The sequence below is a fragment of the Nitrosospira sp. CT genome (assembly GCF_059489795.1).
This window is the reverse complement of sequence record NZ_JCAHZJ010000020.1, coordinates 38,859-53,504: the sequence shown is the minus strand read 5'-3', so window position 1 is coordinate 53,504 and position 14,646 is coordinate 38,859. Positions and strand designations below refer to the sequence as shown.

Genomic DNA, 14,646 nt, shown 5'->3' with positions numbered 1-14,646 from the left:
CCTGCAGCTTCCCCTGAAATTCACCGCTTCGCCGCCCGGATAGCCGCTGCTCGTTTAGCCAGCGGCTCAGCCTTGTGGGTATAACCAATCTCCCGATACAGTTGCGCCAGGTTTTCCAGGCTCGTTGCAACATTCGGGTGATCCGGGCCGAGCGTTTCTTCGGAGATGAGCAGCGCACGGCGAAACAGCGGTTCAGCGTGAGGGTATTTACCCTGGTCTTTATACAGTCCGCCGAGATTATTCAAACTCAAGGCGACGTTGGGATGATTCGGTCCGAAAGCTCTTTTCGTGATTGCAAATACACGCTTGTATAAAGGTTCAGCTTTCGCATACTGCTTCTGAGCATTGTAAAGCAAGGCGAGATTGTTGAGACTCATGGCGAGGTTGGGATGGTGCGGCCCTCCCGTTTTTTCCAATATTGCCACTGCCCGTTTGAGGAGGGGTTCGGCCTCAGGATATTGTCCTTGCGCCTGATATAACTGTGCCAGATTGTTCAGGCTTGCAGCGACGTTGGGATGCTCCCCCCCGAATGCTTTCTCATCGATCGCCAGCGCACGCTTGTAAAGCGCCTCGGCCTCCGCATCATCCCCTTTGTTCCGGTACAGCATGGCCAGGTTATTCAGCGTTGCGGCCACTTCCGGACTTTCTGCGCCCGATGATTTTTCAAAAATTGCCTGCGCACGCTTGAGAAGCGGTTCCGCCTCCTTGTAGTGTCCCTGGGCACTATAGATCATGGCAAGGCTGTTGAGGCTGGTAGCAATATCCGGATGATCCGGCTCCAATCCCTGTTCTGCTGCCTGCAGCGCTTTCTTCGCCGCTACCGCCGCTCCTTTATAGTCTCCCTGCTGATAAAATGTTTCCACCTCATCGTTGAGCTTGTCCCATAATGTGGCGGCGCGAGCAGTTCCCGAAAATAAAATGAGAACCAGAATCAAAGAAAGGTGCTGCAACTTCATGAATGCTCCTGTTCAAGACTGATGCAACCGATATTCCGGGTATGTCTTCAATATGAGGGCATGGCCTCTGAAGCCCGCCTGTTATCACAGATCACAGACCCGGTATAGACCGGATCAGGTAACAAGCGTTCACCCTGGCGGCAATGGTAAAATGAATGATGCTCTACTCATTGCTCCGCCCGCTGGTATTTGCCCTCGAACCCGAAACAGCGCATCGTATTGCCTTCAATGCGATGGAGGCAGCACATCGGCTGGGGTTCTACCATGCGCATTCCGTACCCTGCCAGTCCCGCGGCATAATGGGGCTGACTTTCCCCAATCCTGTCGGACTGGCAGCGGGACTGGACAAGAATGGCGAACATATAGACGCGCTGGCAGCTCTTGGATTCGGATTTATCGAAATTGGCACGGTCACGCCCCGGCCACAGCCAGGAAATCCAAGGCCGCGATTGTTTCGCATTCCCCAGGCCAATGCCATTATCAACCGTATGGGCTTCAATAATAACGGTATAGAGCGTCTTATCGCAAACGTGAAGACGATGAGCTACAAAGGTGTTCTGGGGATCAACATCGGGAAAAACTTCGACACGCCGGTAGAGAAGGCGGTGGATGACTATCTGACATGCCTGCGCAAGGCCTATCGCTATGCCAGTTATATCACTGTCAACATTTCTTCTCCAAATACCCCTAATCTGCGACAACTGCAACAGGCTACCGAACTGGATTCCCTGCTCGCCACGCTGAAACTGAATCAGCAGCGTCTGGCCGACGAACATGGAAAATACACCCCGCTCGTGGTGAAAATCGCTCCTGACCTCGAGTTGCCGGAAATCGATTCCATCGCCGCACTGTTGATGAAGCATCGGATTGACGGTGTTATTGCCACCAATACCACTCTCTCCCGGGCAGGTGTAGAAACACTTCCCCATGCGCGGGAAGCTGGCGGATTGAGCGGTACGCCGCTTGCAAAACGCGCGACGTCAGTCATCGCGCGCCTTCACCATGCCCTGCAAGGGGCTCTGCCCATTATCGGAGTGGGGGGCATCATGGATACGGCAGGTGCTACCGAAAAAATCGAGGCTGGCGCCAGCCTGATACAGATATATAGCGGTCTCGTTTATCGCGGCCCCCATCTGGTACGTGAGATTGCACAAGTGTTGTGCAAGGCAGATGGGAGGCGCGCGGATGTTGCGGGTGCCGCATGAAAGAAGTTTCTCTGGCAGAGGAAATTGATGCCATTCTTCCGCAAACCCAGTGTCGCCAGTGCGGATTTTCGGGTTGCCGGCCTTACGCCGAAGCAATTGCAGAGGGGCGGGCACAGATCAACCAGTGTCCCCCAGGTGGAGAAGACGGCATCCATCAACTGGCTCGGCTGCTGAGGATAGAGTCCCTTCCTTTGGATGCAGCTCATGGCGTATTCAAACCGAAAGAAGTGGCATTGATTGATGAGCAAGCATGCATAGGCTGTACCTTATGCATACAAGCCTGCCCGGTGGATGCGATTGTAGGGGCGGCAAGACAGATGCATACGGTTATTTCCGGGGAGTGCACCGGCTGCTCGTTATGTCTCGAACCCTGTCCGGTAGACTGTATCCAGATGGTTCTTCCAAAGGAGCGTTCTGCGAGCACCGAGATCGGCGTCAACGTTTCGTGGATTGAACCGGACCATCAAGACTACGAAGTGGAGAAGGTGGAAAGGGTGGAAAAAAAGAAAGCAGCTGATCGCGCACGCGCGCGCTACCAGTTGCGGTTGCAGCGGCTGGAACGCGATAAACAGGGAAGGGAGGAAAGGCTGGCAAAAAGAACCGAAGCAACAGCCACCGTGGTGCGTTTATCATCGGCGCCCAGTCTGAAAAAAGTCACCGTTCAGGCGGCGCTGGAGCGCGCAAGGGCTACCAGGGCACAGGCATCGCCCGGAATATCGGAAAAGGAGGGCTGGAGTGACAGAACGTCAGACATTTCTTCCCGCTGATTCATGAATTCAAGCATACGTCGTGAGATTTTTACCCGCTTCAGGGCCGCTAATCCTCATCCTACCACTGAGCTGGAGTACAACTCCCCATTTGAACTGCTGATAGCAGTGGCGCTCTCCGCCCAGGCGACCGACAAAAGCGTGAACCTTGCCATCCGGAAGCTCTTTCCCAAGGCCAATACACCCGAGGCAATACTTGCAATGGGGGAAGAAGCGTTGAGGGAATACATCAAGAGCATCGGGTTGTACAAAACGAAAGCAAGGAACATCCTTGCAACATGCCGCATACTCGTTGATCAGTATGGCGGAAAAGTGCCCGAAACGCGGGAGCAGCTGGAAAAACTGCCCGGCGTGGGCCGCAAGACCGCAAATGTGTTATTGAATACTGCCTTTGGTCAGCCCACTATTGCGGTGGATACACATATTTTCCGCGTGGCCAATCGTACTGGAATTGCAAGGGGAAAGAACGTGCTGGAGGTGGAGTCAAAGCTCCTCAAGTGCGTCCCCAGAGAATTCCGGCATGACGCTCACCACTGGTTGATCTTGCATGGACGCTACACCTGCGTGGCAAGAAAACCGAAGTGCGCGATCTGCCTGATAAACGACCTGTGTGAATACGAGTCAAAAAACTTTGAGGATACTCCTCGTTAAAAAATTTGATATTCAATCCTTCCAGAGACCAGGCGCGTCAATTTTTTTTCGAGACCTGGCGCAAATACAAGCAACGGGAAATGCTCAGCGCGATGGAGGATATGGCGCTTGAGGTGATTTTGCAGCACCCGGAATACCATGCACTGCTTGATGATGTGGAGCATTATCAGGATAAGGATTATCTGCCTGAAATGGGCGAAACCAACCCATTTCTGCACATGGGAATGCATATTGCGATCAAGGAGCAGCTTTCAATAGATCAACCGGCAGGAATCCGCGTGCGATTCGAGCGGCTGCTGAAGAAAACCGGCAACGAGCATACAGCCATGCACCAAGCCATGGAATGCCTGGCGGAAATGATCTGGCAGGCACAACGAAACCAGAACACGTATGACGTCATGGTTTATTTCGAATGCCTGGATAGACGGGGAATTTGATATTCGAAGCGATGTTGCCGGATGCTTCGGCGGGTTATTCGAGTGTCAGGCAGGCAGGTGGGAAGAAAGCCTCTTTCCCGAGATTTTCCTGTTCGTGTCCTTCTTCACCCGAAGGTTCTGAACGAAGTCCCCTGAACAGTTCTCCGCGGAGCGCATCGAAGCACTCGCGCGGGACTTTATCAGAGGTTCCAATCAGTATTTCGTCTGGAGGCCTTTCTGGGTAGCAAAGTAAGCAGCCACGTTTTCGATGTCTTCCTTGCTCAGGGCTGCTGCCATGCCCGCCATCACCGGGTCTTGCCGAACGCCCGATTTATATTCATTCAGGGTTTTTGCGAGGTAACTCGCATGTTGTCCGGCCAGTATCGGAAACGCCGGGGCAGGACTATTACCGTCCGGACCGTGACAGGCGGCGCACACCTCGGCCGCTTTTTTCTTTCCCGCTTCTATATCCGTTGCCATTCCCTGGCCGGAAATCAGCATTAAGGCTGCGCTTGCAGCGCCAATAATAAGATGTTTCATGAGGCTTTCCTTGCTTGGTCAGTGGTTGTTATTTGCCAGCGCCGGCATAGTACGCGGCCAGATCTTCCATATCCTGTTGAGACAGCGTGGCTGCTATCCCCTTCATGCTGGGGTGGTTACGTGCGCCCGTCTTGTATGCTTGCAGGGCCTTTACGAGGTATTCGGCATGCTGACCGCCGAGTCTCGGCACGTGATATACGGTGGGATAGGATGTCCGGTACCCTTCTATTCCATGACAGCCGATGCACATGGTGTTTTTCTGCTTCCCTGCCTCGGGATTGCCCGCCGCCTGGGCCGTGCCCGCCAGCGCGAGAAGCAATCCGCATGCAAGTAAACTGACTATTGCAGGTCTTTTCATTATCAGTCCCTCTTTACAAAAAGAGCGACTCTAAACGATGTACCATTTCTGGTCAATGAATAAAACGCCAGTATAACGGGAACTTACCGTTATTTTTTCTGTCCTGCGGCAGAGCTTTTTGCTTCGAGTTCCTCCCATCGGTTAAGACAGTCCGTCAACTCCTCTTCAATCGCGGTAAAGCGCCGCTGTAACGCGTCAGCTTTTTCCGGGGAATCGCGGTAAATATCCGGCAAACATAGCTGATGGGTAACTTGTGCCTGCTCCTTCTCCAGGAGTTCGATTTTTCCAGGCAATTCCTCAAGTTCGCGGGCTTCCTTATAACCCAGTTTGACGGAAGGTGTGGATCCCTGTGCTTTAAGGGGCACCGGTTGAGATGGTTTGGGAGCCGATTGTTTGACCGCCACCTTCTGGAAATTTCTGGCGCGCACCCAATCTTCATAACCGCCAACATATTCCCGCAATATGCCGTCCCCTTCGAAGGCTATTACCTGGGTTACCACGTTGTCGAGAAATTCGCGATCGTGGCTTACCAGGAACAGAGTCCCCGAGTAGCTTTGCAGCAGCGCTTCGAGTAGTTCCAGTGTCTCGATATCAAGATCGTTGGTTGGCTCGTCCAGAACCAGTACGTTCGCGGGGCGGGTGAACAATCTCGCCAGCAACAATCGGTTGCGTTCGCCGCCGGAGAGCGATCTCACTGGCGAGCGTGCCCGCTGCGGAGCGAACAGGAAATCTTCCAGGTAGCTGATGACATGCTTTCTGGCACCCCCAATATCGATAAAGTCCGAACCTTGACTGATCGTATCGATCAGCGTTTCTTCTTCATCGAGTTGCTCGCGCATCTGATCGAAATAGGCAACGGCTACTTTCGTGCCCAGCCGGATACTACCACTGTCGGGCTGCAATTCGCCCAGTATCAGCTTGAGCAGCGTGGATTTTCCTGCGCCGTTAGGCCCGAGCAGTCCCACGCGGTCTCCACGCATGACCCGGCATGAAAAATCCTTGATTATCGCTTTGCTCCCATAGCTTTTGCTGACATGCTCCAGTTCAGCCACCATCCGCCCGGATTTAATGCCTTCTTCCAGGCTTAAGCTAACCTTTCCCGCCTGCTCGCGCCGGACAGCTCGCTGCTGTCGCAGTGCTTCGAGCCGTCGTACCCGGCCTTCGTTGCGCGTGCAGCGTGCCTGCACCCCCTTGCGTATCCATACTTCTTCCTGCGCCAGCACCTTATCGAACTTCTGGTTATGGGTTGCCTCGATTTCGAGCATTTCCATCTTCTTCTGCTGGTATTCGGAGAAATCTCCCGGAAAGCTCGTCAGCTTGCCTCGGTCGAGTTCAATGATGCGCGTCGTCACATTACTGAGGAAGCGACGGTCGTGGGTGACGAATACGACGCTTCCCCCAAAATCCTTGAGTAATCCTTCCAGCCATTCGATTGCAAGAAAATCCAGATGGTTGGTGGGTTCATCCAGCAACAGCACCTCAGGCGATATCACCAGCGCACGCGCCAGCGCTACCCTTTTTTTCTGTCCACCAGAAAGCTGTCCGACTGGCGCATCGGTAGGAAGGTCAAGTTTATCAATAGCCGTTTCCACTCTTGCCTGGATACGCCAGCCATCCTGGGCTTCCAGCTCGGCCTGCAGTTTCTCCAGGCGCAACAGAAGAGCGTCTGTGTCATCTGCACTATCGCCCAGGAGGTGAGATGCTTCATGGTACTGGATCAGCACCTGGCTGACCGAACCCAGTCCCTTGGATACTTCCTGAAACACGGTGAGATTGGCGTCCAGTTCCGGTTCTTGCGCGACATAAGCCAGTTTCAGTCCCGGCGCATACCACACTCTGCCATCGTCAGGCTGGGCTTCACTTGCCAGCACGCGCAGCAGGCTCGACTTGCCCCCGCCGTTCCGACCGATAAGCCCGATGCGCTCACCGGAATCAAGCTGTAGATCCACCTGATCGAGCAAGGCATGATGGCCGAAGGCCAGACTCGTTTTTTCAAGCGTGAGCAGGGGCATAAGGGGAAATAAGGGGAAAAATGGCAAACAGGGTAATTTATAAGGGGCGCAATTCTGCCACGTTCATACCGGCTTGGCAAAATCAGCAAGAGAGCTGCGATCAGCTGGGTGAGGGTGTTCGCGAGGAGCTTCCACGCGGGCGTGCCCGTGCTATCGTCTGAGCCGCATCACGCCACCCTTCGCACGCGTTTCGTCCTAAGCGGCCTCGCACCACATTGAGTAATCCTTTGCATTTTGCATAAAACCGAAAAAATCTCAGTACTTTCTGGCGCTGCAACAGGTCCGGCGGCAAGTCACTACAGATCAGCTTGTCGTCCAGCATGCCGTGATCCACCATGCGAATGGCGCCCCAGGCCTTTGCCTGTACGCGGGTGCCAGCGGGCAAACGGGGACCGAGCACCAGTGCATCCAAGAGATCGCCATCGAGACCGAGGTAGTCCGGGAGTGAGCCATAGTTGAACGGGCACGGGAGGGGTGAGATAAAATCCACTTTTCCGGTGGAGCCGCGTTTGATAAAGCTGCCGCGAGGAACTTCGATAACCACTTCCACCAGCGGCGGCTCGCGCTGCATCTCGGTGGCCGGGTGTGGGTCCGGGTTGGTACTGCTTGCTTCAAGGTTGTCCTGCATTCCTGGCTTATTCCTGCCCGGTCTGATCTCAACCATTTTTTTTAAACCCTGGCGCATCCTATTGCTCGACCTGGCCGTTGCTTCTTTCCACCAGCAGCGTATGCAATCTGCGGCTGTCCGCGCGAAGCACGGTGAACTTGAAACCTCCGACAATCACTGATTCGCCCCGTTTCGGCAGACGTCCAAATTCGTGCAGTACCAGACCTCCAATCGTATCATAGTCGGATTCGTTTAATTCCGTTCCAAGCCTTTCATTGAAATCCGCGATCTCGGTAATCGCCTTGACCCGGTAATGGCCGCTTGGCGTCTGCACAATATTGTCTTCCACCTCATCGAAATCATGTTCGTCCTCGATATCGCCAACAATCTGCTCCAGCACGTCTTCGATCGTCAGCAATCCTGCAACGCCTCCATACTCGTCCACGACGATTGCGATGTGATTGCGATTGGTACGAAAGTCGCGAAGCAGGACATTGAGGCGCTTGGATTCAGGAATGAATACTACCGGCCGCAACATGTCGCGCACGTCAAACTCTTCCTCTGCCGCGTAATACCGCAGCAGGTCCTTTGCCAGCAATATACCAATAACATTGTTTTTGTCATTTTCGGTAACCGGAAAACGCGAATGCGCTTTCTCGATGACGTCGGGGATGAATTTCTCGGGCGGGTCGCTGATGTCGATGACATCCATCTGCGAGCGGGGAACCATGATGTCGCGTGCCTGGATCTCTGATACCTGTATTACACCTTCTATCATGCTCAACGCATCGGAATCGAATAAATTGCGTTCGTACGCGGCATGCAGCAGGGCCATCAATTCGGCCCGATTTCCTGGCTCACGCAGGAGCATGCTGCTTATACGCTCCAGCCAGCCAGGTTGGGGAGGGTCATCCATATGTAAAAGTTGACATAGCCATAAAAATTGTATTCATTGAAATCTCACTCACAGCTATCAGCTGTGCTCGCACTGCGGCATCAACAGCTTTCGGCTGGTGAATATCCCGCATACGGATCTTCATATCCCAGCCGTGCAAGAATCCGTGTTTCCATTTCCTCCATTTTTTCGGCTTCCGCCTCTTCCTGATGATCATAGCCCTGCAGATGCAGGACCCCATGCACTGTCAGGTGCGCGTAATGCGCAATCAGCTCCTTTTGCTGCTGACCTGCTTCATTTTCCACTACCGGCGCACAAAGTACGATATCGCCAGCCAGAGGGTGAGCATCTTGCTTTTCCCCCGGCGGAACATCCGGAGCAGCGTGCGCATTACCGTAAACGAAAGTCAGGACATTGGTTGCATAATCCTTGTTGCGAAAATCTCGGTTGAGGCGGTGACCTTCCGCTTCGTCCACGATGCGCAATGCAATTTCCGCATCATGCACCAGAGCCGCTTTGACCCATTTACGAAGCAAGGCTCTGGGAGGAAGCGGCGCTCGTGTGGAAGTCGCATACTGGACAGTCATTTTCAATTTCGCCGGTTTCGGACTGGCGTACTCCCCGCTCCCAGGAGTGCCGGGGGAACTACTCCTTTCTTTCATATTTCTCATATGCGTTGACAATTCTTTGCACCAATGGATGCCGCACCACATCCTCCGCATCGAATCGTGTAAACGCGATCCCCCGTACTTTTTCAAGGACCTGCTGGGCTTCCACCAGACCGCTTTTCTGATGTTTTGCAAGGTCAATCTGCGTGACGTCCCCTGTCACCACAGCCTTGGAGCCAAAACCGATGCGAGTCAGGAACATTTTCATCTGTTCGGGCGTGGTATTCTGTGCTTCGTCCAGAATGATGAAAGACTGGTTCAGCGTTCGTCCGCGCATGAACGCGAGCGGCGCCACCTCGATTGCGTTCCGTTCAAACTGTTTGCTGGTTTTATCGAACCCCATCAGATCGTAGAGCGCATCGTAAAGGGGACGCAAATAAGGGTCCACTTTCTGCACCAGATCGCCCGGTAAAAAACCCAGGCGTTCGCCTGCTTCCACCGCCGGCCGCACCAGGATGATACGCGCCACGATATCCCGCTCGAGCGCATCCACTGCGCTTGCAACCGCAAGGTACGTTTTCCCGGTGCCTGCGGGGCCGATGGAAAAGGTAATGTCATGTGTCTGGATCTGGTGCAGATACTCCACTTGACGAGGTGTGCGCCCGCGCAAATCGCTGCGCCGCGTATACAGGGCGGGCTCCGTTATTTCCTTGTCATCTGGCCCCTGTTTTTTCAGGTGATGGGGATTCATCGCCTCGATCAGGCCTAATTGAATCTGTTCGATGCCGAAATGATGGTGTGCCTGATCGTAGAAGTTCTGCAGAGCTTCCGCGGCAAGTGAAGCCTGGGCGGGTTTCCCGCGGATACTGAAATGTTCTCCCCGCCTTGCAATCGCGACATCAAGCACCGTCTCGATCTGCCTGAGGTTTTCGTCCAGCACGCCACACAGGTTCGCCAGACGCTGGTTGTCAGCGGGGGAAAAGGAAATTTCTACAGGTTTGGGCTTCAATGGCGCGGTAAAGCGACACAATATGGAGGTGAGGTCTTAATTCTGGCAGCGACCGACCTTCTTTGCAACTCATCCTATTCAGAAAAGGTCGAAATCGCTTTTCCTATTGGCTGGCTCCTCCGCTCCGGCAAGGAAATGGGGAAAGAGAAGGCGGCGAGGTGAGGGGATGGTGCCAAGCGTGCGGAAAGAAGATCTTGCTTCAGATGCTGACTGCAATGGTCTGTGAATCTTTTTGGGATTCGAATTAGACTCGGCTAAAAAGCCCCGTCCCCTTTGATGCGCAAGCCCACCCCATTCGGGGGCCGTAGTTGGCAATTCCAGCCGGAACGAATGATGCGAAAGGAGATCGATGACAATTCGGAAAATGAGTTATATTTTTTACCTCGTAACCGGGGTGCTTGTTTCCCTGCTTACCCTGTTTGTTGTACTTCGTTTCTTCGAGCTCCGGAAATTGAATGATGCCGAAAACGTGCGCTATGCCGCCTTCCTTGCCGTGGATGAGTTGCGACAATCTTCCGACGACCTGACGCGCACGGCTCGTGCCTATGTCGCCACAGGCAACCCAAAGTTTGAGCAAATCTACTTCGATATATTGGCCATCCGCAACGGCGACAAGGAACGCCCGCTGCATTACGAGCGCGGCCACTGGGATCTGATCCTCGGTCATTTGAACCCGGAGTCCGCGCCGGGGCGCAGGATTTCCTTGAGATCGCAAATAAAGAAACTCGGATTTACGGCGGCTGAGCTTGCAAAACTTACGAAAGCCGAGAGTCGCTCAAACCAGCTGACGGAGCGAGAGTACAAGGCATTCAATGCAATGAAAGGGCTATTTCAGGATTCGACCGGAGAATTCAACGTGAAGGGCGCTCCCGACGCCGCATTGGCCAGCAGCCTGCTGCATGATGAGAGCTACCATACGGCCAAGGCTGAGATCATACGTTTGTTGAACGAGTTTCATGAATTGCTCGACAAGCGTACCCGCAATACCATGGCCCTTGCTAAAAACCGCGCCAATCTCTACATATCCGGCGTGTTTTTCATGCTTGCCTTTCTCATGGCCTGGTTCGCCTTTTCGTATCGTGTCGTGCGTCGGAAGGTACAAAATCTTGCATGGCTCGAAGATAAAGCCAGGAATATCGGAGAGGCGAGCAGCTCACCCGGTTTCTACATTGACTCGAACGACGAGATAGGCAGCCTTTCCCGCGCCTTCATCGTAGCTCAGGCTGAACGTGATCGCTATTTTAATCAGTCTCTCAACTTTCTTGCGATTTCCGGGTTCGATAATCGTTTCAAGCGAATGAACACGGCCTGGACCAAAGTTTTTGGCTATTCGGAGGAAGAACTGCTGTCCAAGCCTTTTATGGACCTCGTTTTCTCCGGTTCACGCGCAGATACCGCGGTAGAGCTGGACAAGCTCGTCATGGGTAGCAATGTTTCCTTTGAAAGCCAGATGCGCTGCAAGGATGGCTCCTTCCGCTGGGTCTTATGGAATATAGCCGCCGCAGAGGATGTGCGGGAATTCTACTTTTCGGGCCAGGATATCACCGCCAGGAAGAATATCGAGAAAGAGCTCCATAATGCCCGAAAGGCAGCGGAGGCTGCCAGCCGGGCCAAAGGCGAATTTCTGGCAAATATGAGCCACGAGATCCGCACCCCGATGAATGGTGTGCTCGGCGCAGTCGGGCTGCTTTTGAACACTGCGCTAACTGCATCACAGCGCGAGCTGGCGGGACTGGCGCGCGCGAGTGGCGAGACGCTGCTTTCCATAATCAATGACATTCTCGATTTTTCCAAAATCGAGGCCGGTAAACTCGTTATTTCACCGGTTCCTTTTGATCTGCTTCAGGCCGTGGAAGAAGTGGCCAGCATGGTTGCCATGCAGCCGGCAAGAAAGGCAAATGTGAATGTAATAGTACGTTACCTGCCGAATGTGCCGCGTTATGTATTCGGCGACCTGGGGCGCATTCGCCAGGTACTGATAAACTTGACCAACAATGCAATCAAGTTTACAGACAAGGGCCATGTACTCATCGATGTAGAAGTCGATGCTCTCAGTGAAGATGAAGTATCACTCCGCATCAGCATCGAAGATAGCGGACCGGGAATCGCGCCAGATAAGCTGCAAAGTATCTTTGACAAATTCACGCAGGCAGATGCCTCTACCACGCGGCGTTATGGGGGGACAGGCCTGGGATTGGCTATCAGCAAGCAGCTGGTCCAGCTGATGGGGGGTACCATCGCTGCGAAGAGCCGGGTGGGCGCTGGATCAACGTTCTGGTTTACGCTACCTTTGGGCTTGCAGAAAGATTGGCCGACGGATGTGGGTCTACACGCGGACCTGACACATGTTCGGGTGCTGATCGTGGACGATAACTCAGCTAATCGCCTGGTACTGCAAGAGCAGCTCCGCAGCTGGAGGATGCGTATCGGCAGCTGCGCGTCCGGGGCAGAATCCTTGCGGGCCCTGCATACATCTCACGCCTCCGGCGATCCCTACAGGATTGCGATCCTCGATCATCAGATGCCGGATATGGACGGAGAAATGCTGGGCCGGACTATCAAGGCGGATCCATTGCTGCATGATATTCATTTGGTGATGCTCAGTTCGTCAGGACAGGAAGGCGATATCAGAGAGCGGCTTCAGAAGATCGGCTTCGCCGCTTATCTGGTCAAGCCGGTGCGGCAATCGGAATTGCTGTCGACTCTGGTAAGTATCTGGAACGCGCACCGCCATCAACGAACTATAAATCTCGTCAGTCAGCCTTTCTTCCCGGCAAATCCCGAGATGCAGGCCGCCGATGGCGCGAATTGTCTGTTTGCCGGTACACGCGTACTGATTGCTGAGGATAATGCTACCAATCAGATCGTGGGAGCGATGATATTGCGCAATCTGGGCTGTCTGGTGGATGTTGCCGCTAATGGCCGGGAAGCCATGGAGATGGTGGATGCATTCCTCTATGATATGGTGTTTATGGATTGCGAGATGCCAGAGATGGATGGTTTTGAAGCCACTGCCGCAATTCGCAGCCGGCTCGACAGCAAATCACGGCTTCCCGTCATTGCGGTAACGGCACAGGCCATGCAGGGTGATCGAGAACGTTGCCTGCGCGCGGGCATGGACGATTACATCAGCAAACCGGTAAAGCTGGAGGACTTTGCGGCAGCCTTAAAGCGCTGGATGCCGGGCAGGGAACAGGGGCAGAAAAATGAAACACCTCCCACGGCAAGGCATGAAAAGGCGATGCCAGACAGCATCCCGGATCATTCTCCACCGACAGTCTCTTCCTCCCTGCCCGTTTCTTCATCCCTTTCGATGTCTTCCGCATCCTCTGCATTGAGTGCGGAAGTCGTTGCGAGACTTCGATCGCTCGCGGAAGCGACGGATCCATCCTTGCTTACCCAGATATTCACATCGTTCCTGCGCGATGGGGCAGAACGCATCGATGCCCTGAAGGAGGCCCTGGCGGGAAGAAACATGGAACTTCTGTACAAGACTGCTCATGCCATCAAAGGCGCCAGCGCCAATATCGGTGCGCATTCCATGGCGGATATGGCTCAAAAGCTGGAGCTTGCAGGCAAAGCCGGCGACATGACTGGAGCGGTCACTTTGATGGAACAAATTGAAATGGAATTTGGACGCGTGCAGCGTGAAATTACCCAGTCAGATCCCCATTGCGTATCGCTGCCGGATGCAACCCGATCATGAAGATACTCATTGCCGAAGACGACACTACCTCGCGCCTGTTGTTTGCCGCTACCCTGAGGAAACTGGGGCATACCATAACGGCAGTAGAGGACGGGCGTAAAGCTTGGGAGGCCTGGCAAAAGGACGAATATCCGCTGCTCATCTCCGACTGGATGATGCCTGATATCGATGGTCTGCAATTATGCAGAATGATCCGCAGCGAACCTGGCCTGCAATATACCTACATCATCCTTCTTACGGCGCTGGACAGCAAGGGCAGCTATCTCGAAGGCATGGACGCAGGGGCGGATGATTTCATTACCAAACCGTTCGATGAAGAACAACTGGCAACCCGGCTACGGGTCGCTGAACGAATCCTTGGCCTGCATCAAAAGCTACATATCCAAGCCACGCGTGATTATCTGACGGGCGTATGGAACCGAGCCTCCATCATGGATTATCTGCAGAAGGAGTTGAAGCGGGGAGCACGTCAGGATACCTGCACGAGCGTGATGATTGCGGATCTCGATCACTTCAAGCGAATCAACGATACCTATGGGCATCCAACCGGTGACGAAGTACTGCAGGAGGCAGCCCGGCGCATGTCAGGTGTATTGCGGGGTTATGACCGGATCGGACGCTATGGAGGCGAGGAATTTCTCATTACAGCATCGGGTTGTGACTGGAGCGAGGCCATGGCCCTGGGCGAAAGAATCTGTAGCTCCATCAGCAGCGCGCCTGTCAACAGCCGTGCAGGACAAATTGACATGACTGTGAGCATAGGTATCGCGACGAGTTGCGGACAGGTCGATGATACAGGTGAGCTTATCACAGCCGCCGATCAAGCTCTCTATCAAGCAAAAGAGGCCGGGCGTAATCGGGTTGAATTGTCAAAGCTGACGACCGAATCAAGACTCAGGACATGGCGCTGAAAAGT

At 53.9% G+C, this 14,646-nt stretch carries 14 protein-coding genes; 6 read left to right on the top strand and 8 right to left on the bottom strand.

The window, feature by feature from the left end; all coding sequences use genetic code 11:
* Positions 1-20 precede the first annotated feature (20 nt).
* Entirely contained in the window at positions 21-956 is a 936-nt protein-coding gene (locus tag AC52W5_RS03725) for a tetratricopeptide repeat protein (RefSeq protein WP_495670023.1), read from the bottom strand.
* A gap of 158 nt (positions 957-1,114) precedes the next feature.
* Here AC52W5_RS03725 and AC52W5_RS03720 point away from each other — a divergent pair, with 158 nt between their 5' ends.
* The 4 genes from AC52W5_RS03720 to AC52W5_RS03705 are packed head-to-tail and all read left to right on the top strand — an operon-like array spanning position 1,115 to position 4,016.
* Positions 1,115-2,161 (top strand): quinone-dependent dihydroorotate dehydrogenase, encoded by a 1,047-nt coding sequence (locus tag AC52W5_RS03720; RefSeq protein ID WP_495670037.1) that lies wholly within the window; start codon positions 1,115-1,117, stop codon positions 2,159-2,161.
* Complete coding sequence (gene rsxB / locus AC52W5_RS03715) at positions 2,158-2,928, top strand: electron transport complex subunit RsxB (RefSeq protein ID WP_495670022.1); 771 nt, start codon at positions 2,158-2,160, stop codon at positions 2,926-2,928. Before AC52W5_RS03720 ends, rsxB begins: the two co-directional genes overlap by 4 nt.
* Positions 2,929-2,931: 3 nt before the next feature.
* A complete protein-coding gene (gene nth / locus AC52W5_RS03710; protein ID WP_495670021.1) occupies positions 2,932-3,579 on the top strand; it encodes an endonuclease III in 648 nt (215 codons plus the stop codon).
* An 8-nt stretch (positions 3,580-3,587) separates the two neighbouring features.
* On the top strand, positions 3,588-4,016 hold the full coding sequence (locus AC52W5_RS03705; RefSeq protein ID WP_495670036.1) for a DUF1841 family protein: 429 nt from the start codon (positions 3,588-3,590) through the stop codon (positions 4,014-4,016).
* A gap of 192 nt (positions 4,017-4,208) precedes the next feature.
* Here AC52W5_RS03705 and AC52W5_RS03700 read toward each other — a convergent pair whose 3' ends face one another.
* The 7 genes from AC52W5_RS03700 to AC52W5_RS03670 form a co-directional block, all read right to left on the bottom strand.
* Complete coding sequence (locus AC52W5_RS03700) at positions 4,209-4,535, bottom strand: c-type cytochrome (RefSeq protein WP_113067840.1); 327 nt, start codon at positions 4,533-4,535, stop codon at positions 4,209-4,211.
* 28 nt (positions 4,536-4,563) lie between these two features.
* Positions 4,564-4,893, bottom strand: a complete 330-nt coding sequence (locus AC52W5_RS03695) for a c-type cytochrome (RefSeq protein ID WP_107762605.1) — start codon at positions 4,891-4,893, stop codon at positions 4,564-4,566.
* 89 nt (positions 4,894-4,982) lie between these two features.
* Entirely contained in the window at positions 4,983-6,905 is a 1,923-nt protein-coding gene (locus tag AC52W5_RS03690) for an ATP-binding cassette domain-containing protein (protein ID WP_495670020.1), read from the bottom strand.
* A 100-nt stretch (positions 6,906-7,005) separates the two neighbouring features.
* Positions 7,006-7,533, bottom strand: a complete 528-nt coding sequence (locus tag AC52W5_RS03685) for an inorganic diphosphatase (protein ID WP_495670019.1) — start codon at positions 7,531-7,533, stop codon at positions 7,006-7,008.
* 58 nt (positions 7,534-7,591) lie between these two features.
* Positions 7,592-8,428 (bottom strand): CorC family transporter, encoded by an 837-nt coding sequence (locus tag AC52W5_RS03680; protein WP_495670018.1) that lies wholly within the window; start codon positions 8,426-8,428, stop codon positions 7,592-7,594.
* Between the two features lie 80 nt (positions 8,429-8,508).
* Positions 8,509-9,069: an rRNA maturation RNase YbeY gene (ybeY, locus tag AC52W5_RS03675; protein WP_495670017.1), complete on the bottom strand. Its 561-nt coding sequence runs from the start codon at positions 9,067-9,069 to the stop codon at positions 8,509-8,511.
* Positions 9,053-10,024, bottom strand: a complete 972-nt coding sequence (locus AC52W5_RS03670) for a PhoH family protein (protein WP_074975049.1) — start codon at positions 10,022-10,024, stop codon at positions 9,053-9,055. Before AC52W5_RS03670 ends, ybeY begins: the two co-directional genes overlap by 17 nt.
* A 349-nt stretch (positions 10,025-10,373) precedes the next feature.
* On the opposite strand from AC52W5_RS03670, the gene AC52W5_RS03665 reads away from it, so the two are divergent.
* Both AC52W5_RS03665 and AC52W5_RS03660 read left to right on the top strand, forming a co-directional pair.
* Positions 10,374-13,730 (top strand): response regulator, encoded by a 3,357-nt coding sequence (locus AC52W5_RS03665; protein ID WP_495670016.1) that lies wholly within the window; start codon positions 10,374-10,376, stop codon positions 13,728-13,730.
* A complete protein-coding gene (locus AC52W5_RS03660; RefSeq protein ID WP_495670015.1) occupies positions 13,727-14,641 on the top strand; it encodes a GGDEF domain-containing response regulator in 915 nt (304 codons plus the stop codon). Before AC52W5_RS03665 ends, AC52W5_RS03660 begins: the two co-directional genes overlap by 4 nt.
* The last annotated feature ends 5 nt before the right edge of the window (positions 14,642-14,646 follow it).

Bases quoted from the DNA above. Each gene is read 5' to 3' on its own strand.
- AC52W5_RS03660 (WP_495670015.1), top strand. From the start codon at position 13,727: ATGAAGATACTCATTGCCGAAGACGACACTACCTCGCGCCTGTTGTTT.
- AC52W5_RS03680 (WP_495670018.1), bottom strand. From the start codon at position 8,428: ATGGATGACCCTCCCCAACCTGGCTGGCTGGAGCGTATAAGCAGCATG.
- AC52W5_RS03690 (WP_495670020.1), bottom strand. From the start codon at position 6,905: ATGCCCCTGCTCACGCTTGAAAAAACGAGTCTGGCCTTCGGCCATCAT.
- AC52W5_RS03700 (WP_113067840.1), bottom strand. From the start codon at position 4,535: ATGAAACATCTTATTATTGGCGCTGCAAGCGCAGCCTTAATGCTGATT.
- AC52W5_RS03695 (WP_107762605.1), bottom strand. From the start codon at position 4,893: ATGAAAAGACCTGCAATAGTCAGTTTACTTGCATGCGGATTGCTTCTC.
- AC52W5_RS03665 (WP_495670016.1), top strand. From the start codon at position 10,374: ATGACAATTCGGAAAATGAGTTATATTTTTTACCTCGTAACCGGGGTG.
- nth (WP_495670021.1), top strand. From the start codon at position 2,932: ATGAATTCAAGCATACGTCGTGAGATTTTTACCCGCTTCAGGGCCGCT.
- AC52W5_RS03725 (WP_495670023.1), bottom strand. From the start codon at position 956: ATGAAGTTGCAGCACCTTTCTTTGATTCTGGTTCTCATTTTATTTTCG.
- rsxB (WP_495670022.1), top strand. From the start codon at position 2,158: ATGAAAGAAGTTTCTCTGGCAGAGGAAATTGATGCCATTCTTCCGCAA.
- ybeY (WP_495670017.1), bottom strand. From the start codon at position 9,069: ATGAAAGAAAGGAGTAGTTCCCCCGGCACTCCTGGGAGCGGGGAGTAC.
- AC52W5_RS03720 (WP_495670037.1), top strand. From the start codon at position 1,115: ATGCTCTACTCATTGCTCCGCCCGCTGGTATTTGCCCTCGAACCCGAA.
- AC52W5_RS03685 (WP_495670019.1), bottom strand. From the start codon at position 7,533: ATGCAGGACAACCTTGAAGCAAGCAGTACCAACCCGGACCCACACCCG.